The organism is Bradyrhizobium sp. LTSPM299, assembly GCF_000938235.1.
GTDB lineage: Bacteria > Pseudomonadota > Alphaproteobacteria > Rhizobiales > Xanthobacteraceae > Bradyrhizobium.
Genome location: NZ_JYMU01000081.1, coordinates 23,846 through 48,928 on the forward strand (window position 1 = coordinate 23,846; position 25,083 = coordinate 48,928).

At 63.3% G+C, this 25,083-nt stretch carries 21 protein-coding genes; 6 read left to right on the plus strand and 15 right to left on the minus strand.

Going from position 1 to position 25,083, the window contains the following annotated elements:
• The first annotated feature begins 47 nt into the window (after window positions 1-47).
• Both UP10_RS34970 and UP10_RS34975 read left to right on the plus strand, forming a co-directional pair.
• Window positions 48-332, plus strand: coding sequence for a type II toxin-antitoxin system RelE/ParE family toxin (locus UP10_RS34970; protein WP_044591736.1), 285 nt, complete (start codon window positions 48-50; stop codon window positions 330-332).
• Window positions 333-376: 44 nt separating this feature from the next.
• On the plus strand, window positions 377-676 hold the full coding sequence (locus tag UP10_RS34975) for a HigA family addiction module antitoxin (protein ID WP_044591737.1): 300 nt from the start codon (window positions 377-379) through the stop codon (window positions 674-676).
• Window positions 677-1,373: 697 nt separating this feature from the next.
• Here UP10_RS34975 and UP10_RS45545 read toward each other — a convergent pair.
• The 4 genes from UP10_RS45545 to UP10_RS34990 form a co-directional block, all read right to left on the minus strand.
• Window positions 1,374-1,526 carry a hypothetical protein gene (locus UP10_RS45545; RefSeq protein ID WP_197082603.1) on the minus strand — a complete coding sequence of 51 codons (153 nt, stop codon included), beginning with the start codon at window positions 1,524-1,526 and terminating at the stop codon, window positions 1,374-1,376.
• 231 nt (window positions 1,527-1,757) lie between these two features.
• Complete coding sequence (ahcY, locus tag UP10_RS34980; protein WP_044591738.1) at window positions 1,758-3,185, minus strand: adenosylhomocysteinase; 1,428 nt, start codon at window positions 3,183-3,185, stop codon at window positions 1,758-1,760.
• A gap of 75 nt (window positions 3,186-3,260) precedes the next feature.
• The gene (gene metK / locus UP10_RS34985; RefSeq protein WP_044591739.1) at window positions 3,261-4,457 is read right to left on the minus strand and encodes a methionine adenosyltransferase; all 1,197 of its coding nucleotides are present in this window, start codon (window positions 4,455-4,457) and stop codon (window positions 3,261-3,263) included.
• 63 nt (window positions 4,458-4,520) lie between these two features.
• A complete protein-coding gene (locus tag UP10_RS34990; RefSeq protein WP_044591740.1) occupies window positions 4,521-5,876 on the minus strand; it encodes a hypothetical protein in 1,356 nt (451 codons plus the stop codon).
• A 144-nt stretch (window positions 5,877-6,020) separates the two neighbouring features.
• Here UP10_RS34990 and UP10_RS34995 point away from each other — a divergent pair, with 144 nt between their 5' ends.
• Window positions 6,021-7,751, plus strand: a complete 1,731-nt coding sequence (locus UP10_RS34995) for a caspase family protein (RefSeq protein WP_044591741.1) — start codon at window positions 6,021-6,023, stop codon at window positions 7,749-7,751.
• A gap of 50 nt (window positions 7,752-7,801) precedes the next feature.
• On the opposite strand, the gene UP10_RS35000 is transcribed toward UP10_RS34995, so the two are convergent.
• The 7 genes from UP10_RS35000 to UP10_RS35030 all read right to left on the minus strand — a co-directional run bounded on the left by UP10_RS35000 (window position 7,802) and on the right by UP10_RS35030 (window position 15,648).
• The gene (locus UP10_RS35000) at window positions 7,802-9,538 is read right to left on the minus strand and encodes a serine hydrolase (RefSeq protein ID WP_044591742.1); all 1,737 of its coding nucleotides are present in this window, start codon (window positions 9,536-9,538) and stop codon (window positions 7,802-7,804) included.
• Between the two features lie 262 nt (window positions 9,539-9,800).
• Window positions 9,801-10,919, minus strand: coding sequence for a cobalamin-independent methionine synthase II family protein (locus UP10_RS35005; RefSeq protein ID WP_044591743.1), 1,119 nt, complete (start codon window positions 10,917-10,919; stop codon window positions 9,801-9,803).
• Window positions 10,920-10,949: 30 nt separating this feature from the next.
• A complete protein-coding gene (locus UP10_RS35010) occupies window positions 10,950-11,666 on the minus strand; it encodes an ABC transporter ATP-binding protein (protein ID WP_044591744.1) in 717 nt (238 codons plus the stop codon).
• Window positions 11,659-12,411 carry an ABC transporter ATP-binding protein gene (locus tag UP10_RS35015; protein ID WP_044591745.1) on the minus strand — a complete coding sequence of 251 codons (753 nt, stop codon included), beginning with the start codon at window positions 12,409-12,411 and terminating at the stop codon, window positions 11,659-11,661. Before UP10_RS35015 ends, UP10_RS35010 begins: the two co-directional genes overlap by 8 nt.
• The gene (locus UP10_RS35020) at window positions 12,408-13,439 is read right to left on the minus strand and encodes a branched-chain amino acid ABC transporter permease (protein ID WP_044591746.1); all 1,032 of its coding nucleotides are present in this window, start codon (window positions 13,437-13,439) and stop codon (window positions 12,408-12,410) included. Before UP10_RS35020 ends, UP10_RS35015 begins: the two co-directional genes overlap by 4 nt.
• Before the next feature lie 7 nt (window positions 13,440-13,446).
• The gene (locus UP10_RS35025) at window positions 13,447-14,316 is read right to left on the minus strand and encodes a branched-chain amino acid ABC transporter permease (RefSeq protein WP_044591747.1); all 870 of its coding nucleotides are present in this window, start codon (window positions 14,314-14,316) and stop codon (window positions 13,447-13,449) included.
• Window positions 14,317-14,478: 162 nt separating this feature from the next.
• Window positions 14,479-15,648 (minus strand): ABC transporter substrate-binding protein, encoded by a 1,170-nt coding sequence (locus UP10_RS35030; RefSeq protein WP_044591748.1) that lies wholly within the window; start codon window positions 15,646-15,648, stop codon window positions 14,479-14,481.
• Window positions 15,649-16,027: 379 nt separating this feature from the next.
• On the opposite strand from UP10_RS35030, the gene UP10_RS35035 reads away from it, so the two are divergent.
• Window positions 16,028-16,336 (plus strand): hypothetical protein, encoded by a 309-nt coding sequence (locus UP10_RS35035; RefSeq protein ID WP_044591749.1) that lies wholly within the window; start codon window positions 16,028-16,030, stop codon window positions 16,334-16,336.
• Between the two features lie 173 nt (window positions 16,337-16,509).
• Here UP10_RS35035 and UP10_RS35040 read toward each other — a convergent pair whose 3' ends face one another.
• From UP10_RS35040 to UP10_RS35050, 3 genes are read right to left on the minus strand one after another with little or no spacing between them, the layout of a single operon-like run.
• On the minus strand, window positions 16,510-19,623 hold the full coding sequence (locus tag UP10_RS35040; RefSeq protein ID WP_044591750.1) for an efflux RND transporter permease subunit: 3,114 nt from the start codon (window positions 19,621-19,623) through the stop codon (window positions 16,510-16,512).
• Window positions 19,624-19,634: 11 nt separating this feature from the next.
• On the minus strand, window positions 19,635-20,759 hold the full coding sequence (locus UP10_RS35045; protein ID WP_044591751.1) for an efflux RND transporter periplasmic adaptor subunit: 1,125 nt from the start codon (window positions 20,757-20,759) through the stop codon (window positions 19,635-19,637).
• A gap of 17 nt (window positions 20,760-20,776) precedes the next feature.
• Entirely contained in the window at window positions 20,777-22,339 is a 1,563-nt protein-coding gene (locus tag UP10_RS35050; RefSeq protein WP_044591752.1) for an efflux transporter outer membrane subunit, read from the minus strand.
• Window positions 22,340-22,537: 198 nt separating this feature from the next.
• On the opposite strand from UP10_RS35050, the gene UP10_RS35055 reads away from it, so the two are divergent.
• Window positions 22,538-23,191, plus strand: a complete 654-nt coding sequence (locus tag UP10_RS35055) for a TetR/AcrR family transcriptional regulator (RefSeq protein WP_044591753.1) — start codon at window positions 22,538-22,540, stop codon at window positions 23,189-23,191.
• Window positions 23,192-23,193: 2 nt separating this feature from the next.
• On the opposite strand, the gene purU is transcribed toward UP10_RS35055, so the two are convergent.
• Complete coding sequence (gene purU, locus UP10_RS35060; RefSeq protein WP_044591754.1) at window positions 23,194-24,057, minus strand: formyltetrahydrofolate deformylase; 864 nt, start codon at window positions 24,055-24,057, stop codon at window positions 23,194-23,196.
• 136 nt (window positions 24,058-24,193) lie between these two features.
• Between purU and UP10_RS35065 the strand changes: the two genes are divergently transcribed.
• Entirely contained in the window at window positions 24,194-25,036 is an 843-nt protein-coding gene (locus UP10_RS35065) for a uroporphyrinogen-III synthase (RefSeq protein WP_044591755.1), read from the plus strand.
• The last annotated feature ends 47 nt before the right edge of the window (window positions 25,037-25,083 follow it).

Here is a 25,083-nt window from a genome sequence, read left to right on the forward strand (position 1 = left end):
ATGATACGGGGTTGTATCCCGTATCATAACATGATACATACAGCCTTGTGATCAGGAGCTTTAAAGACGCGAAGGCTGAAGCTGCCTTCGAAGGCGAAGCCCAAAAGGGCTTTCCAGCCGATCTGCTCAAGGTCACGCGCCGAAAGCTTCAGTACCTCCAAGTGGCCGTGGCGTTGCAGGATCTCAGCTCCCCTCCGGGCAATCGATTGGAGGCCCTCCAAGGCGACCGCAGGGGCCAGCACTCTATCCGCGTGAACGATCAGTTCCGCATCTGCTTCATCTGGACCGAGGAGAGTCCAACCGGCGTCGAGTTTACCGACTACCACTCCTAGCCACACGGAGGGGGCCGTCCCCCAGACCACAGAAGGGGTCGCATATGGCAAAGAAACTACCCCCGATGCACCCCGGCGAGGTGCTCCGGGAAGAGTTCCTCGTCCCGCTCGCGCTGTCTGCCGGCGCGCTTGCTAAGGCTTGCGGCGTTCCGCGCACCAGGATCGAGCGGATCGCGAATGAGGAGACTGCGATTACGGCGGATACCGCACTGCGCCTGTCCAAGGCGCTGAACACGTCTGCCCAGCTTTGGCTGAACCTGCAGAACGCCTATGATGTTCGCGTGGCGGAAACCGCACTTGGCAACGAACTCGGCAAGATCAGACCGGTGGTGCGGGCGGCCTAGACGAACAAGCAGCGCCGGCCCCTGCCCCCGCATATTCATAACGCCGCTCCCCTTGGCACTGAGTTGCCCGACGGCGCAAGCCCTCGCGATGAAAATATTTCGCTTTATCCGAAGTTAAGCTCAGTGTATAGATATGCCCGTCTCACCCGATTGAGGGGCGAGCGCACGTCACGAACGCGCGGTGGGATGCGGTGGACGCTCAAGTCACGACTGACGAGCGTGGCAGAGGCGGACGGTGAAATCGTGTGGTCCCGACGCCCCAGTGGCAGGCAAAAGTCCGCAAGACGCATACGCGTCTCGTGGACGACGGTGACAAACAAGCCCGGTCTTCGCCGGGGAGCACGTATAAGCCGTAACCCATCGCGCAGGGAAAGCCGGGTTGTTTCCGGTTACACCTGTGGTCCTACCCCGGTGCTTTTTGTTGCACCGGGCCCATGGGTGCAATCGGCACCCGACTTTCCCTGCGCCCTTGTTTGAAGAGGGCGGAACGAAATGCAAAGCTCGGGCAAATCATGTCGCGAGAATGCGAAGCTGCGTCTCCATCCACAGATGTCATCGCCCGGCTTAACCGGGCGACCCAGTACGCCGCGGCCTCTCGGTTCACGCACTGGCGTCTCGGGAATACTGGATCACCGCATTCGCGGGTGATGACACCGTCAATGAGGCCGCAGCTTCAATGCCAGCATCAGCGAAGCGATCACGCCCGCAGTGCCTGCAGGCCCTTGAAGGTCAGGCGCTTGGGGTCGCGCACGCCGGCGAGATAGAGCTTGCGGATGAAGGCGATAACGGCGTCACGGTCGCAATCGGTCAGCGCAACAACGGCGTCGACCGCAATCCTCTGGGCTTCCATGGGACCAAGTCCTCCGCTGCAGCCTCGAACCCGGAAGCCTATACGCCGCCGGTTAATCCGGCGTTAACCCTTCGCCCCAAGATCCACTCAAAGATCGCCGATTCACTCCCCGATGCGTATACGCGAAACAACGCATTGGCTCGACCGACGCACCGGCGGGACCGGCCGCCACAGCAAAAAGCCCCGGACGATGCCGGGGCTTTTCACCTGATGGCTCGCGATGAGCACAGATCAGTAGCGGTAGTGATCCGACTTGTAGGGGCCTTCCTGCTTAACGCCGATATAGTCGGCCTGGTCCTTGCGCAGCTCGGTCAGCTTGGCGCCGAGCTTGGCGAGATGCAGGCGGGCGACCTTCTCGTCCAGCGATTTCGGCAGCACGTAGACTTCCTTCTTGTACTTGCCGTCCTTGTTGTTGGCCCAAAGCTCGATCTGCGCCAACGTCTGGTTGGTGAAGGACGCCGACATCACGAAGGACGGATGGCCCATCGCGTTGCCGAGGTTCACGAGACGGCCTTCCGACAGCATGATGATGCGATGCTTGTCGGGGAATTCGATCTCGTCGACCTGCGGCTTGATGTTGTTCCACTTCAGATTACGCAGCGCCGAGATCTGGATCTCGTTGTCGAAGTGGCCGATATTGCAGACGATGGCTCGATCCTTCATCGCGCGCATGTGCTCGATGGTGATGATGTCCTTGTTGCCGGTGGCGGTGACGAAGATATCGGCGCGCGGCGCCGCCTCTTCCATGGTCACGACCTCATAGCCTTCCATCATCGCCTGCAAGGCGCAGATCGGATCGACCTCGGAGACCATGACACGGCAGCCGGCCTGGCGCAGCGAGGCGGCCGAGCCTTTGCCGACGTCGCCGAAGCCCGCGACCATCGCGAGCTTGCCCGACATCATCACGTCGGTGCCGCGGCGAATGCCGTCGACCAGCGATTCACGGCAGCCATAGAGATTGTCGAATTTCGACTTGGTGACGCTGTCGTTGACGTTGATAGCCGGCCACAGCAGCGTTCCGGCCTTCTGCATGTCATAGAGACGATGCACGCCCGTGGTGGTCTCTTCGGAAACGCCCTTGATGCTCTTGGCGATCTCGGCGAAGTAGCCCTTCGGCTTTTCCTTGAGCTGCTTCTTCAAAAGCGCGAAGAAGACCTCCTCTTCTTCCGAACTCGGCTTGTCCAGGAACTGGGTGTCGCCGTTCTCGGCGCGCAGACCGAGATGGACGTACATGGTGGCATCGCCACCGTCGTCGAGAATCATGTTCGGGTGACCGCCGCCGTGCCAGTCGAACAGCTTGGCGGTGTAGTCCCAGTATTCGGAAAGGCTCTCGCCCTTGACCGCGAACACCGGAATGCCGGCGGCGGCGATCGCCGCCGCGGCGTGGTCCTGCGTCGAATAGATGTTGCAGGAGACCCAGCGGATGTCGGCGCCGAGGGCTGCCAGCGTCTCGATCAGCACCGCGGTCTGGATCGTCATGTGCAGCGAGCCCGCGATGCGCGCGCCCTTCAGCGGCTGCTTCGGGCCGTACTCCTCGCGGGTCGCGATCAGGCCGGGCATCTCGGTCTCGGCCAGCGAGATTTCCTTGCGGCCAAACTCGGCGAGCGAAATGTCCTTGACGATGTAGTCGGTGAAGCCGGGCTTCGTGGGGGCGTTCATGCGATTGATCCCTTAAAAAGCGTATTCCGAAAAGCGTTCAGCTTTCCGGAACACGCAAGACGATTACGGAGAAAGTCAGACCGCGCGCTTCAGCGGTTCGACCAGATCGGTCTTCTCCCAGGAGAAGCCGCCTTCATTGTCCGGCGTGCGGCCGAAATGGCCGTAGGCCGAGGTGCGCGCGTAGATCGGGCGGTTGAGGTCGAGATGGCTGCGGATGCCGCGCGGCGTCAGGTCCATGGCCTTGGCCGCCGCCTGCTCAAGCACATCCTCCGGTACCTTCCCGGTGCCGTGGGTGTCGATGTAGATCGACAGCGGCCGCGCCACGCCGATGGCGTAGGCGAGCTGCAGCGTGCAGCGGTCAGCGAGGCCGGCCGCAACGATGTTCTTGGCGACATAGCGCGCGGCATAGGCCGCGGAGCGGTCGACCTTGGTCGGGTCCTTGCCGGAGAACGCGCCGCCGCCATGCGGGGCCGCGCCGCCATAGGTGTCGACGATGATCTTGCGCCCGGTGAGGCCGGAATCGCCGTCGGGACCGCCGATGTAAAACTTGCCGGTCGGATTGATGTGCCAGATGGTCTTGCCGTTGATCCAGTCCTTCGGCAGCGCCTCGCGCACATAGGGTTCGACGATGTCGCGGATCTGGCTGGACGAGATATCCTCGACCAGATGCTGGTGCGAGACCACGATCTCACGCACGCCGACCGGCTTGCCGTTCTCGTACTGCACGGTGACCTGGCTCTTGGAGTCCGGTCCCAGCACCTTCTCCTTGCCGGAGTGGCGCGCTTCGGAGATCAGCCGCAGGATCTTGTGGGCATAGAAGATCGGCGCCGGCATCAGGTCCGGCGTCTCGTTGGTGGCGTAACCGAACATGATGCCCTGGTCGCCGGCGCCCTCTTCCTTGACCTCGCCCGGCTGCAGCGCATCGACGCCCTGCGCGATGTCGGCCGACTGCGGATGCAAGAGGATCTCGATGTCGGCCTTCTCCCAGTGGAAGCCGTCCTGCTCGTAGCCGATGTCCTTGATCGCGGCGCGGACGACGCTCTCGATATGGTCGTTGGTGACCGAGCTCGGACCGCGGGTCTCGCCGGCGATCACCACCTTGTTGGTGGTCGCGAGCGTCTCGCAGGCTGCGCGGATCGCCCAGGGGTCGATGCCCGCCTTTGGGCCCTCGCGATAGAACAGGTCGACGATCTCGTCCGAGATGCGGTCGCAGACCTTGTCCGGATGGCCTTCGGAAACCGACTCGCTGGTGAACAGGTAGGACGCGCGCATCAGCAAAACCTCTTATTAGTTGCCGCCATCCCGGCGGCTCTTGTCATGGAGTGTCATGGAATGTCAGTCCCGACGACGCGAGATGACGTAGGATTCGTCGTAAAACCAGAGCCCATTGTGCTTGCGCAGAACCTCTCTGGTGGCATCGAGGGTCCGCCCGCTTTCAGTCATTTCCGTCAACCGGTCATCTTCAATCTGGGCGACATACACCGCCGCATTCCACGCTGCAAAGGCCGTGGAGGTTCCGATCGAGCCGGTCACCTCGTTGGGCAGCGCTTCCATATCATATCGGAAGATCGAACGGTTATCGGCATACGCATTAAAGTTAAGCTCCCGCCCCGCCGACCCCAGCTCGTATTTCACCGCGCGCAATAGCTCATGACGGCTGACCGCGAAAGGATTTTCTCCGGGCCAGACAGCTTGAATGATTTCAAGCCCCGGATCGTGCCCATGGGAGTGGATTCCTATCAGTCGCCCCCCGGCCCGCAGCGCCCGGGCCAGCGGCGCGATAATCCGCTTGGCGCGGAAATTCACAGAGGATTTGGCCCGATATGGCTGGGAAGCGATCACAAGGTCGAAATTGGCCTCGGTCCGGCCCGCCCGGGGGATGATCGAATCAAGCAGGAACCGGTGGTCGTCCCGGTACAGGACCAGCGCCACCGGCCGCTCATAGATCGGCATCGCGGTCCGGGGGCTGATATTGGCCCGCCAGTTCTGCTCCAGAAACGGGCCGAGTTCCGCGATCTGGGCCTCGAATTCGCCCGAGGAGGCCCCGCGCAGCGCCACCTCGTGCCAGATCATGCTGGAGGCCGCCGTGGCCGCCTTCGGCGTCAGCCACGGCGCCTCGGCGTAATACATGTTGGTGAACACGAAAACGCTGGCCGGATGTTCGAACAGCCGGTCCGGCACCTTGTCGAGGGTCAGGCGGACGTCCTCGAGGCTCAGCTCCTTGCCGGCGACATAGAACGGCATGCTGGGGAAGCGGCCATGCATCGCCCGCAGCACCCGCGCCAGCACCGTGCCATCGCCCATGCCCGCGTCGAACACCCGCAGCGCCGGCGGCCGCGGATGGATCGCGGACAATTCCAGCGCGACCCTGTCGGCAATGACCCGCTTTTCGCTGCAGGTGTGGACGAACAGCAGGTATCTCTGGCGGTTCTCGAAGAAGCGGAAATTAGCCTTCGGGTCGCGCTTCTCCGGCGGCACCACGAGACCACGCGGCGGCGGCACGCCGCCGGGCGTGGATGTTGCGATGAAGGCGTTGATGCGGTCGAGCGTGTCGATGGTGATGCGCTTGCCCTCGCGCAGCCGGTGCACCAGCTTGCCGTCGTTGACGGCGCGGCGGCCGAACGTCGTCTCCGCCATGTCGGAGCGCCGGCAGAAGTCCGAGATCTGGCTGAGGATGTCGTCGTTCTTCATGAGGCCAGGGGCTTGAGGCGACGCTTGGGAAGGAGGTGGGCAGCGGAGGGGCGCGCCGATGTCCTATCATCATCTGCCCACCAGGGAAATGAACCCATGCCTTGCGGCAGGCAACAAACCCGTGGAGGCTCCAATGGACGACCGATGCGCCGCCTGCTCCTGATTGCTGCCCTGCTCGCCGCCGCACTGTGGTCGGCGCCCTGCTCCGCCCAGGCCAGGTCACAACTCGGGCCGCTCTGCACCACTGACACCACGCCGGCCGACCAGATGATCGATGCCTGCAGCAAGATCGTCGCGCTGAAAGTGTTTTCCGGCGAGAAGCTCGCGACCATTTATTTCTGGCGCGCCGTCGGCTGGAACAAGAAGGGCAATTATCCGCAGGTGATCGCTGATGCCACCGAGGCGATCCGGCTACAGCCCAGCACTGCCGTCTACAATTTGCGCGGCTCGGCCAATTACGACAAGGGCGAGTACGACATCGCGATCGCCGATTTCAACGACGCACTGCGCATGGGGCCGCCGAGCGGCATCATCTTCCACAATCGTGGTAACGCCTGGCGCGCCAAGGGTGACTACGCCAAGGCGATCACCGACTATGAAGCCGCGATCAAGGCCGGCCCGAGATCGGCCTTTTCCTATCAGAACCGCGGCATCTCCAAACAGGCCCTCGGCGACCTCGACGGCGCGCTGGCCGACATCAACGAGGCTGTCCGGATCGACCCCTCGCTGCCCCAGCCCTTGATCAGCCGCGCCGTGATCTGGCGCGCCAAGGGCGATATCGACCACGCAATCACGGACACCACGGAGGCGATCCGGCTGGCGAAGGCGAAAGCGCCCGCCAACATCATGACGCCGCCCGGCAGCGTCTTGATTTCGGCCTATACCCAGCGCGGCCTCGCCTACGAGGCCAAGGGCGATGACACGCATGCCAGGGCGGATTATGCCGCGGTCCTCGAAGGCCAGGCGTCCGATGTCGGCAGCAGGGCCAACCAGGCCACCGCCAAGGTGCGGCTCGCGCTGCTCAAGGAGGCAGACGCAGTGCCGCGTAAGGCCGCGGCCATAACGCCGGCAGCCGAGGCGAGTCCCGGCGCCGCACCGGCTGCTCCCGCCGTTGCACCGGCCCCGCCCGCAGCCCGTGCGCAGGCCGCAGCAACCGGCCGGCGGGTCGCGCTGGTGATCGGCAACGGCGCCTATGCGCATGTGAGGGCGCTGCCCAACCCGCCCAACGACGCGCGCGCGATCGCAAAAAGCCTGCGCGACATCGGCTTCACCGTGTCCGAGGGCCTCGATCTCGGTCGCGACGCGATGCAGACGACGATCGACGACTTCCTGCGCGAGGCGGCGCGGTCGCAGATCGCGGTGGTCTACTATGCCGGCCATGGCGTGCAGGTCGATGGCCGCAACTATCTGGTGCCGGTCGACATCCAGTTCCAGGCAGGCCACCGCATGACCGATGCGATGGTCGACATGGACACCATCATGGCCGGCCTCGACGACCAGATCCGCACCAACATCCTGATCCTCGATGCCTGTCGCAACAATCCGATGGCGCCGCAGGTCGCGTCCACCGGTGCCAGTCGCGGCATCGAGGGCGGATCTGGTCTTGCCGCGCCGGCCTCGCTTGGATCCGGCTCGACACTCGGCGCCGGCACGCTGATCGCGTTTGCAACCGCGCCGGGCCAGGTCGCACTCGACGGCGAAGGCGCCAACAGCCCGTTCTCCGCGGCGCTGTCGCGCCACCTCGGCACCCCCGGCCTCGAAGTTCAGCAGATGCTGACACGGGTCCGCGCCGAGGTCGTAGCCTCCACCAAGGGCAAGCAGGTGCCGTGGTCGAACTCCTCGCTGCTCGGCGAGGTCTATCTGGCGGAGAAGTGAGACGACGCCCGCCAGAACCATCATCGAGGAGCGTCGGCGCCCAAGACACCCTACTCGTCTGTTCGCCGCGCTACGAACGTGCCACCCGGGTGATGAAAGATCATCTCGTCCACGGTCGTCCCGTCACCGCAAAACTCGACGAGGCTCGCCAGCCCGACGATGCGAAACCTCCTTCCCTGCTCAGGAGCGAGACGATAGACCGGCTGGTGGTCGGACTTCAATTCGAGCGCCCCCTCGCGATCCAGCGCGACGCGGTGCGTGATCGCGCCCCACTTGAAGCTGCCGACGCAGCGCGCACGGAACGCGGCGTCGGTGCAGTCGCCGGCCGCAAGGCGAACGAACACGATATCCGCGACTGCCGGTTCGAGCGGCGCGGAGAGGCTGACGATGTTGCCGTCGCGATTGGTCAGGAAGGTGATCGGAAGCGAGTCCGGCACGTAGCGGTCCAGCACCTCAGGCGTTTCGAACGTCTCAAAGTGACGGTGCACCAAGGTCGCAAACAGGCCGCGCCACGACCAGTGCAGAGCACCGTCCTGCTCTTTGATCGACATCACGCCGTAGGCCGGATGCGCGTAGTCACCGGCATAGGCCGCGAGTCCGTGCGCCGGCCGCGTGTCGTTGTGGCGGGCCTTCGCCCGCGCATCCTTGTCGAGCTGAAGATGGGCGAGGAATTCGTCCCGCCGCTTGCGGAAACGCTCGCGCCATTCGATCGGCTCGCGGCCGCGCAGCCGGTCGATGACGTGCAAGGTCAGCGTCCACGGCACCTGGTTGGGACTGCGGTTGGTGAAGACGGCAATGCCGATGCCAAAATCCGGCAACAAGGTCATCTGCGTATTCCAGCCAATCCAGCCGCCACCGTGCTCGACCAGTCGGTCGCCGCGGTAGCTGTTGCACTGGAAGCCGAGGCCGTAATGCGCCGGGCCGAACTCGGCATAGCCCGGCAACGTGTTGTAGACACGCGGCGCATGCAGCTCACCGATCAGCGCTGCGGGCAATATGCGCTCGCCGTCGAACGCGCCCTGACCGAGATGCAGCCGCATCCAGTTCGCGAAATCCACGACCGAGGTGGTCATCGCGCCGGACGCGGTGGTCGTGATCGGCAGACGGAACGCGGGCAGCCGCGTGTCTTCGTACATCTTGTACGGCCGTGCCGGCTCGCTCGAGGCTTCGAGATCATCAATGTTGAAGCCGACATTCATGCCGAGCTGGTCGGTCAGGCGGGCGCGGATGAACGCCTGATAGCTTTGCCCGCTCAGGCGCTCGATCAGCAAGCCCGCAACATTGTAGCAGAGGTTGTTGTATTGAAATGCGCTGCGGATATCGCGGCTCAATTCCAGATGCCGCATCAGGCCGAGCATGTCGGCGGGCGCGAGATCGCCGGGCTCGTGCACCCAGTCATGGCGCGGCAGCCCGGTGCGATGACACAACAAATCGAGCACGGTGACGCGCTCCGTCGCCACCGGATCGTTGAGACGAAACTCGGGGATAAAATCGCGCACCGGTTTGGCCCAGTCGAGCCGCCCCTCATCGTGCAGCAGCGCGATCGCAGTCGCGGTGAAGGATTTGGTGATCGAGCAGATCGCGAACTGGGTCGCAGGCGTGACGGGCAAATCCGCCTCGACATCGCGCTGGCCGTAGGCGCGTGCGAGCACGACCTTGTCGTCCTGCACCACGGCAAGCGCGGCGCCTGGCACTCTCCAGTCAGCCATGACATCGGCGGCCAGACGATCGAGTTCGGGGATATAGGACGCAATTTGCGAACGGGGCGCATCGGGTGATTGGGGCATGAGGGCTTCTCGGCTTCAACAGCAACAGGCGGCGCCTCACCGGAGTGGGGCGTAGCGGCGTAACGGCAACTCGGTCGTTCGACCGGCTAACCGTTCATCAGGGCTGAATAAGCTCGAAGGAAGCGATCAACATCTTTGGACCATCCTCAATAGTCCAAAGATATCATGCGGCAAAGACGTCTGTCCAGCCGCACAGACTGACGCGGTATGCGCCGTCATTCCGGGTGCATCGAAGATGCGAACCCGGAATGACGGGCGAAGGCTACTTGCCCCACACCTCGTTGGCGACCTCGACAGCGAGGCGAAGCTTGGCCCACTGCTCCTCCTCGGAGAGGACGTTGCCCTCCTCGGTCGAAGCAAAACCGCATTGCGGCGACACCGCGAGTTGCTCGATCGGGGCGAACTTCGCCGCCTCGTCCAGCCGACGCTTGACGTCGTCCTTGTTCTCGAGCTCGCCGAACTTCGAGGTGATCACGCCGACCACCACGACCTTGTTGCCCTTCGGCAGGAAGCGCAGCGGCTCGAAGCCACCGGCGCGGTCGGAATCATATTCGAGGAAGTAGCCGTCGTAATTGGTGCCGGCCAGCATGGTCTCGGCCACCGGCTCGTAGCCGCCCGACGAAATCCAGGTCGAGCGGAAATTGCCGCGACAAACATGCGTGGTAACAACCATGTCGGACGGACGGTCGGCGATCGCGTAGTTGATGACGCGGGCATAGAGCTCCTGCAGGCCATCGGGATTGTCGCCGCGCTCGCGCGCCTTCTGCAGTTCCTCCTGCGAGCAGAGATAGGCCCACACCGTGTCGTCGAACTGCAGATAGCGACAACCGGCGTCGTAGAAGGCCTTTACCGCCTTGCGGTAGGTCTTGCCGAGATCCTGGAAGAACTCCTCGAGGTCAGGATAAACCTCCTTCGAGATCAGCTTGCGGCCGCCGCGGAAGTGCAGCACCGCCGGCGACGGGATCGTCATCTTCGGCGTGACATGCGCCTGATCGGCGTATTTCTTCAGGAACCTGAAGTGATCCAGCATCGGGTGATGATCGGAAAAATCGAGCTTGCCGGTCACCCTGATCGCATCATGGCGGGTCTGCACGCCCGCGAACTGGATGCCCATGTCGGGGTGGAACAGCTCGCAACCCGTCAGATGGCTGAGAAAATCGAAGTGCCACCAGGAACGGCGAAACTCGCCATCGGTCGCGAGCTTCAGGCCGATCGAGGCCTGCTTGTGCACGACCTTCTCGATTTCCATGTCCTCGACCTTGCGCAGATCGTCGGCCGAAATCTCGCCCTTCTCCAGCCTGGCGCGGGCCTCCTTGATCTTTGGCGGCCGCAACAGGCTGCCGACCTCATCGGCGCGGAATGGAGGCTTGGTTCGCTGCATGGTCAACTCCCTGATCTCGTCAATGTGCTTCTAATGTGCTTTGGCCCCGGACACGCCGAGGTGGCGCTCGAGGACGGAGGGATCGGCCTTCAGCGCGCTGCTCGCGGCGTCGTGCACGATCGTGCCGCGCTCCAATATCACAACGCGGTCGGCGAGCCCCAGAATCTTTTGTGCATTCTGCTCGACGATAACAGAACAGATGCCGCCGGAGCGCGTGATGGTTCCGATCGCCTTTAACAATTCCTCAACGATGATCGGCGCAAGCCCCTCGGTCGGCTCGTCCAGCAACAGTACCTTCGGGTTCAGCGTCAGCGCGCGGCCGATCGCCAGCATCTGCTGCTCGCCGCCGGAGAGCTGGTTGCCGAAATTGCTGCGTCGTTCCCTCAGCCGCGGAAACATCTCGTACACCCGCTCGACCGTCCACGGCCCGGGCTGGGCCACCGCGGTCATATTCTCCTCGACAGTCAACGACCGGAAGATGTTGCGCTCCTGCGGCACCCAGCCGATCCCGGCGCGGGCGCGCTGGTCCGGCCGCATCCCGGTGATGTCGAGGCCTGCGAGCGCGACGCTGCCGCCGAAGCGGCGGGTGATGCCGACGATCGAATTGATCAGCGTGGTCTTGCCGGTGCCGTTGCGGCCGAGCAGCGCCAGCACCTGCCCCTCGGCGAGCACCAACGACATGCCAGGCAGCACCACCGCCTCGCCATATCCGGCACGCAGGCCCTGGATGGACAAGAGATCAGGCATCGAACGCCTCGCCGAGATAGACCGCCTTGACCTGCGGATCACGCGCGACCTCGTCGGGCGCGCCTTCCGTGAGCAGCCCGCCATTGACCAGCACCGAGATGCGGTCCGCGAAAGAGAACACCAGATCCATGTCGTGCTCGATCAGCAGCACGGTGACGTCGCGCGGCAGCGCCGCGACCGCGGCCAGGATGTCGTGGCGCTCGCTTTCGGGCACGCCGGCGGCCGGCTCGTCGAGCAATAACACGCGCGGCTTGGCAGCGATCGCGACCGCGATCTCGAGCAGGCGCTGCTTGCCATAGGGCAGCGTCGAGGTGAGCTCGGTCATCACATCAAGCAGATGGAAGCGCGACAGAATCTCGGTGATCTCGGTGTTGACGTCGTCGCGAGTTCCCATCCGCCGCCACCAGTCGCCGCCGCGGCCCATCCGCTCCGACACCGCGAGTCCGATGGTTTCGAGCGGGGTCAGCTCGGCATAGAGCTGGTTGATCTGGAATGTGCGCGACAGTCCGCGCAGCACCCGCTTGTGCACGGGCAGATCAGTGATGTCATTGCCCTCGAGCAGGATGCGTCCGCTGTTTGGCTTCAGCACGCCGGTGAGCTGATTGATGACGGTGGTCTTGCCGGCGCCGTTCGGTCCGATCAGCGCGTGGCGGGCGCCCTGCGCCACCTTCAGCGAGAGATCGCGGGTGACGCGGAGGCCACCGAACGCCTTTTCCAGTCCTTGAGTTTCGAGCGCGATCGTCATGACGCGTCACTCTCGGGAACGGCGACGACCGCCTTGCGTCCGGCGAACTGGCGGATGATCAAATTCGGCACGAACAGCACCCAACGATGGAGGCGCGCGCGACCGACCAGCACGATCACGACCAGCACGAGGCCGATCCAGAACAGCCAGTATTGTGGGGTGAGGTTCTGAAACAGTTCCTGCAGCATCTTGAACACGACAGCGCCGATCAGGCCGCCGTAGAGATAACCGGTGCCGCCGATCACAAGCACCAGCATCAGGTCGGCCGAGCGCTCGAAGGCGAAGACGTCGAGCGAGGCCAGCGCGGTGGTCTGGGTGAACAGCGCTCCCGCAATGCCGGCATAGAAGGCGGCGAGCGTATAGACCGCGATCAGGCGGCGATTGACCGGCATGCCGATCGCAGCCGCCCGCAGCGGATTGTTCCTGATCGCGCGCAGCGACAGGCCGAACGGCGAATGCACGATGCGACGCGCAAGCAGGAACAGGACGAACAGCACGATCAGCGAATAGAAGAAGCCGGTCTTGCCGAACATGTCGAAGGTGAACAACCCGAGGATCGGCTGCATCTCGATGCCCTGCAGGCCGTCGGTGCCGCCGGTGATATCGGAGAACCGTTCGGCGAGCGCTTCCAGCAGCAGCGCGATCCCGAGTGTCACCATGAGCCGCGTCAGGTCGACGCCGCGGATCACCAGGAAACTCGTCAGGAAGCCGACCACGGCCGCGACGAGACCGGCCGCCACCAGCGCGACGACGGGCTCATTGATGATGCCGTGCAGCGCCAGCAAGCCGGCCGAATAGGCGCCGACGCCGAAGAAGGCCGCATGACCAAGTGAGACGATGCCGGCATAGCCGAGGATCAGGTCGAGCGACAGCGCGAACAGCGCGAGCCGCACGATGTCGGTCATGATCAGATAGCGCGACGGGAACAGGAAGGCGCAGGCCAGCCCGAGGGCCCAGAACACGGCCTCGCTGATCCGCCAGCGCGCGCTGGCCATTGCGTGAGAGGAGACATCGGACTGCGCGGTCATGGCGGGCTCAACGCGCAGCGGTGCGGCCGAACAGACCGTTCGGGCGCCAGATCAGGATTACGATCATCACGGTGTAGATCACGAAGGGACCCACCTTCGGGAAGTAATACTTCCCGGCGACGTCGGCGATGCCAAGCAGCAGCGAGGCCAGGAACGGCCCGGTGATGCTGGAGGAGCCGCCGACCGTCACGACGATCAGGAAGTAGATCATGAACTTCAGCGGGAAATACGGATCGAGCCCGAGGATTTCCGCGCTCAACGCGCCGCCGAGGCCGGCGAGCCCGCAACCAAAAGCAAAGGTGAAGGCGAACACCTGCGGCACGTTGATGCCGAGGCCGATCGCGGCGCGCGGATCGTCGACGGCGGCCCGCAACCGGCTGCCGAACCGCGTCTTGGCCAGGATCAGCTGCAGCGCCACCGTCAGCAGGCCGCAGATCACCACGATCATCAGCCGGTAGCGCCCGATGCCGACGCCGAACAGATCGATCTGCCCTTCCAGCGCCGCCGGCAGCTTCATGAAGACCCGTGACGATCCCATGATGAAGTCGACCCCCGCCACCGACATGAAGACAAGGCCGATCGAGAACAGCACCTGGTCGAGATGGCTGCGGGCGTAGAGATGGCGGTACAGCAAGCGCTCAAGCAATATGCCGATCGCGGCGCTGGCCACGAAGGCGAGCGGCAGCGCCGCAAAGAACGGCCAGCCGGAATTGTTCACCAGCACGGCGCAGACATAGCCGCCGGCCATCGCGAAGGCACCGTGCGCGAGATTGACGAAGTTCATCAGTCCCAGCGTCACCGCAAGCCCGCAGGCGAGCACGAACAGCAGCATGCCGTAGGCGACACCGTCGAACAGGTTGGTGAGGACAGAAGCCATTGGACCAGCTTACCGAGAGAACGCCACGACGCGAAGACCGTCATGGCCGGGCTCGTCCCGGCCATCCACGTCTTCCTCGCCGAGGGACACGACGTGGATGCCCGGGTCAAGCCCGGGCATGACGTGGAAAGAGCTGAGTTCAGAACTGGAGAGCACCCTCGCTCACTTCTTGGTCTTGCCGGAATCCTTCACGGCCTCGAATGTCTCGAACTCGACGTTGTAGAGCTCGCCGTCGACCTTCTCGACCTTGCGGATGTAGATGTTCTGCACGATGTCGCGGGTTTCGGGATCGATCGAGATCGGGCCGCGCGGGCTTTCCCATTTCATGCCCTTCATCGCCTCGATCAGTCTGTCGCCGTCGGTGTTGCCGGCGGTCTTCTTCAGCGCCTCGTAGATCAAATGGATGCCGTCATAGCCGCTCACCGCCATGAAGCCTGGACGGGTGCCGAATGCCTTCTTATAGGCGGCGACGAAATCCTTGTTCATCTGCGAGGGATGGGCCGCGGAATAGAGGTGCGCGGTCACTGCGCCGAGCGCGGCATCGCCCATGCCGTTGAGCAGATCGTCGTCCATGACGTCGCCCGGCCCGATCACCTTGATCCCGCTCTTGTCGAGGCCGCGCTCGGCATACTGCTTCATAAAATTGCCGCCCTGCCCCGCCGGCACGAACACGAACATCGCATCGGGCTTGGCATCCTTCATCCGCTGCAGGAACGGCGCGAAATCCGGATTGGCCAGCGGCACCTTGACCTCTTCGACGATCTCGCCGCCACCGGCGGTAAAATGCTGCTTGAAAGACGCCAACGCGTCGTTGCCCGGCGCGTAGTCCGAGGTCAGCGTCGCCACCTTCTTGATGCCGTTCTTGACCGCCCAATCGCCGATGATGGTGGACGACTGCGCTAGCGTGAAGCTGGTGCGCACGATATAGGGCGAACGCTCGGTGATGATGGAGGTGCCGGCCGCCATCACGACTTCCGGGATCTTGGCCTGCGTTGCCAGCGGCGCCGCGGCCAGTGCCGCCGGCGTCACGCCGAAACCGGCGATGAAATTGACCTTGTCGTTGACGATCAACTCCTGCGCGAGGCGCTTGGTGTTGTCGGGGATCGCGGCGTCATCCTTCAGGATGATTTCGATCTTCTTGCCGGCGACGGTGTCGCCCTTCTGCTGCATGTAAAGCTTGATGGCATTGTCGATCTGCTTGCCGGTCGATGCCTGGCCGCCAGTCATCGGCAGGATCAGTCCGATCTTAACGGAATCTTCCGCGCGCGCGGGCGCGGCGGTGCACAGCGCCGACATGGCAGCCCAAAGCAACATCTCGCGACGATTGAACATGGACGTCCTCTCCCCCCCTTGCAATCTTTTCGAACCGAGTCCCCCGGCTCTGCCTCACGTTAACCCACTTGCTTTGCGGCCGAGCCGCAACGCGACAAGGCGTCTTTGGCCGCCTCGTTGTCAATCGGACGATGGGCGAGTGTTACGTCCCAACGCAGCTAACCCACCTCGCGACTAATGGTATTTAAATACCAATATCTCCGCATCAAAATCAACCGTTACAGGGCACCACGCAGCGCCGGTCGCTGCGGAAGCTGACCCATCTTATTTGTACGATTGTACAAGTGGAATGACGCTGTCAACAAAGCAGCACAATTACGGACCAAGCGTCGCGCCCCAAATCCATCATCCTTAAAGACAAGACTTGTATCCTCACCATATGCCGAACCGCCTCCGCCATATCCTTGTCATCACCGCCCTCGTGCTCGCGGCCTCCGCGCTCAGCGGATGCGGAACGATCAACGAGAAGTTGGCGAACGGTGCCGGCGATATCCTCCCGGTCTGGGCCGGTGGGCTGCCTCGGGACGTCCCACCGCGCCAGGGGACACCCGAATACGACGCGTTCATGAAGGAGCGGGAGCGCAAGCGCCTGATACCCGCGGCCGAACGCGGCGATGACCCGAAGGAATTAACCAAGGACGCGACCAAGCCGGCGCCGACGTCCACATCACAGGACGCGGTTCACTAGTGTCTCAACAAGACTCATGAAATTCCGCTCAGCGGATCGCGCCCTTGTGGCCAGATAGCGGTCAGCATGACGGTCCAATTCCACCAAACAATCTCTCGAGACCGGCCGCTGGCTCAATGCGCTGAGGTCAGCAGCATCGCGTGGTCATGATCGTGTTTCGACGCCTGCATCTCTCATTCGGCGGCGCGCGGCTGGGCGGTTGCCCCTAGTCCGATCGCCTCGAGTTCGACCGTGTCATCGCCTGTAGCAGCCTTGGAATGGTCGGCCGCCAACAGAATGTAGAACGCCGGCACCACGAAGAGCGTGAACAGCGTGCCAATCGAAAGTCCCGAAGCGATCACCAGCCCCATGTTGAAGCGCGAGGCGGCGCCGGCGCCGGACGCGGTGATCAGCGGCACCACGCCGATCACCATGGCCGCCGTCGTCATCAGGATCGGGCGCAGCCGGATCGCGGTGGCTTCGATCACCGCATCGCGCTTGGAGCGGCCGGCATGCTGCAGCTCGTTGGCGAACTCGACGATGAGAATGCCGTGCTTGCTGATCAGCCCCATCAGCGTCACGAGACCGACCTCGGTGTAGATATTCAGACTCGCGCCCTTGATGCCCAACATGATGAAAATCAGTGCGCCTGCGATCGACAGCGGCACCGAGACCAGGATGATCAGGGGGTCGCGGAAACTTTCGAACTGCGCCGACAACGCCAGGAAGATGATGATCAAGGCGAAGCCGAAGGTGGCGGCGAAACCGGATGACTCCTGGATGAATTGCCGCGACTGTCCGCCATAGTCGATGGTATAGCCCTTGGGCAGGGTCCGGTCCGCGATCTCCTTCAGCGTCGCGAGCGCTTCGCCGGTGATCACGCCGGGCATAGCTACCCCGGAAATCGTGGCGGCATTGACCTGCTGGAAATGGTTCAACGATTCCGGAACCGTGGTTGTTTTCAGCGACGCGATCGTCGACAGCGGAACAGCCGTACCGTCCGAAGTCTTGATGAAGTAGTTAAGCACCTGATCGGCGTTGAGCCGCTGGCGCTGCTCGACCTGAGGAATGACCTTATAGGAGCGACCGTCCAGGCCGAAGTAATTGACGTAGCCGCCGCCCAGCATGCTGCCGAGCGAACCGCCGACATCGCTGAGCTTCAGTCCAAGCTGCGCGGTCTTTTCGCGATCGATGATGACCGAGGTTTGCGGCTGGTCCACCTTCAGGTCGTTGTCGAGGAAGATGAACTTGCCACTCTTCACCGCCTCCGCAGTGAACGCCTTCGCGATGCCATCGAGCCGGTCGAACGGATCCGTGGTCTGGATCACAAACTGGATCGGAAGGCCACTCGCCCCGGGCAGCGGCGGCAACTGGAAAGCCACGATCTTGGCGCCGGCAATGCCCGCCATCTCCTGCTGAAGGGCCGGCTGCAGCTCCGCCGCGGTCTTGTCGCGCTTGTCCCAGGGCTTGAGCACCCAGCCCGCGATCGAGCTGCCGATGAGATCGAGCTGGAATACGCCCGCGGTTTCAGGATGCGCGGAGATGCGCCGGTACACCTCAGCCGAGTACAGCAGCTTCTGCTGCAGCGTCGCGTTCGGCGCGACGGTAGATTGCATCAGGATCGCACCCTGATCCTCCTGCGGCGCCAGTTCGTTCTTGGAGTTCGTATAGAGCCAATAGATGCTGCTCAAGATCAAAGCCGCAAACACAACTGTGACCGGAATCGTTTTCAGGCTGGCGGCGAGCAAGCGTCGATATTGATGTTGCAACGCCTCCATCCGCGTATCGATGAACGCAACGATGCGATCGTCGAGTGTTGGGTTGCCGGTGTTCGGCGGCTTGAAGATGAAGGCGCAGCACATCGGCGTCAGCGTCAATGCGACGACGGCCGACACCGTAACGGCACCGGCAAGGGTAAAAGCGAATTCGGTAAACAGCGCTCCGGTCAAGCCGCCCTGGAAGCCGATCGGCACGTAGACCGCGATCAGCACGACGGTCATGGCGACGATAGGACCCGCAAGCTCGCGCGCGGCGGCGATCGCGGCCTGCAACGGCCTTGCGCCCGCCGCCAGGTGCCGGTTGACGTTCTCGACCACGATGATGGCGTCATCGACAACGAGGCCGATCGCGAGCACCAGCGCCAACAGCGTCAAGAGATTGATCGAGAAGCCGAGCGCCAGCAGCAGGGTGAAGGTGCCGACCAGCGAGAGCGGTATCGCGATCACCGGAATCAGCACCGAACGCCACGAGCCAAGGAACAGGAATACCACCACGGTGACGATGAGAAGAGCTTCGACCAGGGTATGGATCACCTCGTCGATCGAGCTGTTTACGAATTCAGTCGAGTCATAGATGATCTCGGAATTCAGTCCGTCCGGCTGCTGCGCCCTGATGTCGGGATAGACTGCGCGGATGCCCTTGATGACGTCGAGCAGGTTGGCGTTCGGCGCCACCTGGATGCCAATATAGACCGCGCGCTTACCGTTGAAGCCGACCGATGAGTCATAATCCTCAGAGCCCAGGGTGACGTTGGCCACATCGGACAGCTTGACGTTGGACGCGCCCGCCTGCTTGACGACAAGGTCACGAAACTCCTGTAGCGACTTCAGGTTGGTCGCGGCCGTCAGATTGACCTGCACCATCTGGCCCTTGGTGGTGCCTAGCCCGGCAATGTAGTCGTTGCTGGACAGCGCGGTGGACACATCGGACGCGGTCAGGCCATACGCCGCAAGTTTAATCGGATCGAGCCAGGCGCGCAGCGCGAAGGTCTTGTTGCCGAGCAGTTCCGCTGTCTGCACGCCCGACACGGCCTGCAGTTTCGGCTGCACCACACGGATCAGATAGTCGGTGATCTGGTTTGGCGCCAGCACGTCGCTGCTGAAGCCGAGATACATGGCATCGATGGTCTGACCGACCTTGACCGTAAGCACCGGCTGCTGCACGCCACTCGGCAGCTGGTTGAGCACCGAGTTCACCTTGGTATTTATCTCGGTCAACGCCTTGCCGGAATCGTAGTTCAGCCGCAGGTTGACGGTGATGGTGGAAGTGCCGGATTGACTGGTCGACGTCATGTAGTCGATGCCATTGGCCTGAGCGATGGCGTTTTCCAGCGGCGTGGTGATGAAGCCGGCGACGATCGCCAGATCGGCGCCGTAATACGTTGTCGTCACGGTGACGATCGCGTTCTGGGTACGCGGATATTGCAAGATTGGCAGCGAAGCCATCGACTTGATACCCAGCACCAGGATCATCAGGCTGACGACGATCGCAAGCACCGGCCGACGAATAAAGATATCGGTAAAGGACATGTTCGCCTCCCTCACTGATCGGCCGGTACCGGATTTGGATCGTTCGCCACGGGAATCGAGTTGTCGACCTTCAGAAGGCTGCCGTTGCGCAGCTTGATCTGGCCGGCGGTGACGACGGTCGCGCCCCGATCGAGACCCGAGACCACCGCCACCTGATCGCCGCGGGTGGCGCCGGTCTTGACGAAGGTCTGGCGGGCCACCATCCCCTCCTTACCGGGCGCGTCGCTCTTGACGGCGAGGAAAACCGAATCTCCATAGGTGTTGTAGACGATGGCGGTCTGCGGCAGCGTGACGTAGCTGGTGGCATGGCCGATAGTGACATCGATCCGTGCGAACATGCCGGGCAAGAGTTTGCGATCCGCATTGTCGAAGAGCGCGCGGATCTGAACGTTGCGGCTGGTTTGATCGACCTTGGAATTGAACGCCTGCACGATGCCCTTGAAGGTGCGTCCCGGAAACGCGTCAATCCGGGCGGCGACCTCCTGTCCAACCTTGACCTGGTCGACCGCCTGCTGCGGCAGCGTGAAGTCGACATAGAGACGGTCGAGCGCCTGCAGCGTGACGATGGTGGTGCCTGCGGTCAGATACTGGCCGACATCGACCTGACGCACACCGAGACGCCCGGCAAACGGTGCCTTCAGCGTCTTCTGATCTACCAGCGCCTGCTGTTGGGCGACCAGCGCAAGCGCGTTGCGCTGATTCACGACGTCATTGTCGACCGTCGCCTGGCTGACCGCATTGATCTTCAGCTGGCCCTGATCGCGCCGCAACGTGATGGCAAAGCCGTCGGCGGTGGCCTGCAAAGACTGCAGCTTGGCGACATCGTCCTCCTTGCGCAGATCGACCAGCACGTCACCGGCGGCGACATCCTTGCCCGATTCGAAATGGATGCTGTCTACGATACCGGATTGCTGGAGCGAGAGATCGGCGCCGTTCACCGCGCGAAACGTGCCGATGGCGGTCAATCCCGACTGCCAGTCGCTGAGCACCGCGGCGGTCGTCGACACCGTCTGCGGCGGATCGGCGAGCGAGGCCATCGCCTGCCTGATCATGCCAGCACGGAAATTGACGAACCAGGCGAGCGCGGCGAACACCGCACCGACGACACACAGCATGACAATCATGCGCTTCAACATGGCTTCAGACTCTCGCATCAGTTGGATGGCGGGGTCGGCCGTTCCGGCAAGGCCCCTGCAGGAACGAATATCCCCGCAATGCCTGCCGACTTTGCCGCGGCCGCGGGGGTTTCATCGACACGATTCCACCAGCCGCCTCCGAGCGACTGGTACAGCGCCACGCTGTCGGCATAGCGCGAGGCCTGCGCCTTCACGCGGTTGATCCGCGCCGTCAGCAGCGTCTGCTCGGCATTGATGACCGAGATGAACGTGGTGGAGCCGGCCTTGAACTGCGCCTGCGACATCGCCAGGCTTTCGGCCGCTGTGTTTTCCGCTTCGACCTGCGCCTTCAGCAGCGCGGCATCCGACTGGATCGCGCGTAGCGAGTCGGCAACATTCTGGAACGCGGTGATCACGGTCGAGCGATACTGTGCGCTAATTTGCGCCAACGCGGCGACCTTGGACTCCTTGGTATGGAAAAGAGAGCCGGCGTCGAAGATCGGCCCCGTAACGCTCGCGGCGATGCTCCAGGCCGCGGTCTGCGGGCCGTACAGCGCAGACAGCGCCAGCGCCGAACTTCCGCCCGACGCCGACAGCGTCACGTTGGGCAGCATGTTGGCAGTGGCGACGCCGACATTGGCGCTGGCCTGGTGCACCTGGCTCTCGGCGGCGCGGATGTCCGGCCGCTGCTGCACCAAGAGCGACGGCACGCTCACCGGCAGGTCGCGCGGCAGGCGCAGGTTCTCCAGCCGTACCGCCTCGCCACGATCCTGGCTCGGCAGCCGGCCGAGATAGGCCATCAGCTGGTTGCGGTTCTGCGCACGCGACTTCTGCAGCGGCGGGAGGGTTGCGACCGTCTGCGCAAGTTGCGCCTTTTGGGTCAGGACGTCGCTGTTGGAGACGGCGCCGAGCGCGAACTGCTTTTCGAGCAGCGTAACCAGTTGGCGCTGACCGTCGATCTGCTCCTGGGTCACGCGGATCTGCGCCGCGTAGGACGCATCGCTGATCGCGGCCGCGACGACGTTTGCCGTCAATGTCAGGTAGGTCGCTTCGAGCTGGAAGCGCTGATAGTCGGCATTGGCGAGATCTGCCTCGATCCCGCGCCTCTTGCCGCCGAAGATGTCCGGCGTGAATGAAACCGGGACCGAGGTGTTGTAGAGGGTGTACAGGGATGCCGGTCCGGTGAGCCCGGACTGCGCCGGCGACACCTGATTGCGCGTCACGCTGGCGTCTCCGGTGATCGACGGCAGCAGCGCACTGGTGTCTGCCGCCGCAACCTCGCGGGCCTGGCGCAGCGCAGCCTGCGCCGCGACGAGGTCCGGATGGTTATCGATCGCTTCGCGGACGAAAGCCCCGATCTGGCGCGAGCGAAACACCTGCCACCAGTCCGCCGACACGTCCGCGCCGTTCACAAACCGCTGCGCCGTGCCGCTGGGCCCGTCCGCGGCCTGGGTCGCTGGCAATCCACCTGCGGTGTAGCCGTTCACCGCCGGTGCGGCGAGCGGCTCGAAATCCGGGCCAACCGCGCAGCCGCCTAGAGAGAGAGTAGCTTGAACCAGAGGTATCAGGGCACTTTTATGGAGAAATGTCTTCAACGACATCAGACGCTCGCACTGAACTGAACGGTTCAGTACTTGACTGCCCGACAGAGGATGTCAATAGTACTGAACTGTTCAGTTTTGTTGCTAAGCAGCCTGATGCCCAAACCAGGCCAGATTCTTCATTCTTCGCAGTTGTTGATGCGCGGTCATCGTGCACGTTGACACCGACGACCGATTCGCAAGCCGACGGAGCCATCATTGATCGAGACGATCGCCCATCCTGCTCACGAGCAGCCGAGCGCGCCGGCGGGCCGCAAGATGGACATTGTCATCCGCGCGGCGTGGCAGCTATTTCTCGACCAGGGCTTTTCCGCAACCAGCATGGACGCCGTCGCGAAAGCTGCCGGCGTGTCAAAGGCTACGCTCTATGCGTATTTTCCCAGCAAGGAGGCCTTGTTCGCCTCACTGATCGTAACGGAATGCGAGAGCCTGCAACGCGACTTGCCGATGCCCAAGCTGTCCGGCGGGTTGCGCGAGGCGCTGCGGGAGTTCGCCAGGCAATATTTTCGGACCTTTATCAATCGAAAGGACGTCGCCTTTGTCCGTATCATCGCCAACGAAAGCGGCCGGTTTCCTGCACTCGCCCGCCTGTTCTATGAAAGCGGCCCACAGGCGACGATCCGGCGGCTTGCTCAATTCCTCGAAAACGCCAAGGTAGATCATCTCCTGGAATTTGATGACTCAATGGAAGCCGCCAAGCAGTTCCTCTCGCTCGTCCGCGGAGAACTCCCGCTGCGTATTGTGCTCGGCCTCAACGATTTTACCGAGGAGACGATCGAGCGGGAAATCGAGGCCGGAGTGACGTTTTTCCTCAAAGCGTGCCAACCCGCCTCGCTCACACGCTCGGCATAACGCTAATCGACAAACACCACCGTCTTGCGACCGTTGAGGATGACGCGGTCGGCGAGATGGTAACGAATCGCCCGCGCGAGCACGCGGCGCTCGATGTCGCGGCCCTTGCGGACGAGATCGTCGGGCATATCGCGATGGCTGATGCGCTCGACGTCCTGGTCGATGATCGGCCCCTCGTCGAGAGCGCTGGTGACGTAATGCGCCGTGGCGCCGATCAGCTTGACGCCCCGCTCATGCGCTTGGTGGTAGGGCTTGGCACCCTTGAAGCCCGGCAGGAACGAATGGTGGATGTTGATGCAGCGGCCGGACAGCCGCGCCGACATCTCGTCCGAGAGGATCTGCATGTAGCGCGCCAGCACCACGAGATCGGTCTTTGTGTCCTGCACCAGCTGCCACACCGCGTCTTCCTGCGCCCGCTTGGTCTCCTTCGTCACCGGCAGATGGTGGAACGGAATATCGCCGAAATCGAGCGACCCATAGGCCTCGCGCGGATGGTTGGAAACGATCGCGGTCGGGATCATCTCGAGCTCGCCGGTGCGCCAGCGATAGAGAATATCGACCAGGCAATGGTCGGACTTGGACACCAGCAGCATCACACGGCGGCGGCTGGCGCGGTCGCGCATCTGCCATGCCATGCCGAAGCGCTCGGCGATCGCGGCAAAGCCGGTCTTCAGCGCCGCCAGCTCGACCGCGAGGTCGGCCGCGGTGAACACCACGCGCATGAAGAACCTCTGGGTCTCGATGTCGTTGAACTGCTGGGCGTCGAGGATGTTCTGCCCATTATGGGCCAGAAAGGTCGACACCGCCGAGACGATGCCCGGGCGATCCGGGCAGGACAGGGTCAGAACGAACTGATGGTCGGGCATGCAAATTGACCAAGACTTGGGCAGGAGCGTGGAACGGCGAATTGCGGCCCTCGTCTATCACCGCCCGCGCTCTTGCGCCAATCCTGCCGCGGGTTCAAATCGAACACATGACTGCAATATCTGTTAGGGCACTCTCATGGCTGACCGGCTGAACGGCTACCGCATCCTGATCCTGGAGACGCGCGAGGAGGCGCAATTCTCCCGCCTGCTCGCCGAGCAGGGCGCGGACGTGCTGCAATGCCCGATGTTCACCATCCACGATGCGCCCGACCCGGCGCCGATCGAGGCCTGGATTCGCCGCGCGATCGAACGGCCACTCGACGATCTCGTGCTGATGACCGGCGAAGGCCTGCGCCGCCTGATGACCGTCGTGCGCCGGATCGGCGTCGAAGCGGAATTTGTGGGCAGCCTCGCCCAAGCGCGCAAATTCGCCCGCGGCCCCAAACCAGGCCGCGCCCTGCGCGAGATCGGGCTGGAGCCGCAAGTGACGACCGAGAAGCCGACGTCGGAAGGCGTTGCCGAGATGCTGTCGAAACTCGACCTCAGAGGTCACCGCCTCGGCTTGCAGCTCTATCCGGACAAGGACCACGGCCGGCTAATCGGCGCCATCACCACGCAGGGCGCCGAGGTCGATCCGGTGCTGCCCTACGTCTACGACGCCCGGGCGGCCGACGCCAACATCGTCACCGCAATCGAGGAGATGGCGCAGGGCCGTATCGATGCAATCGCGCTGACGAGTTCGGGCCAGGTTCGCCGCCTGATCGACGTGGCCAAGGCGCATAATTGCGAAGCGCAGTTGCGCGATGGATTGACCAACACGCCGATCGCCTCGGTCGGGCCCGTGGTGTCGGACGAGTTGAAGGCCTGCGGCCTGCGCACGGACATCTATCCTGCCAACGACGCGTTCTTCATGAAGCCGCTAATCTCGGCAATGGCGACCGCGCTAACGAAGAATCCGCCGCGGGCGGCGGAGCGATAAATTTCGCGGCCGTCATCGACGATGGAAGCAACAGCCGCGTAGCCCGG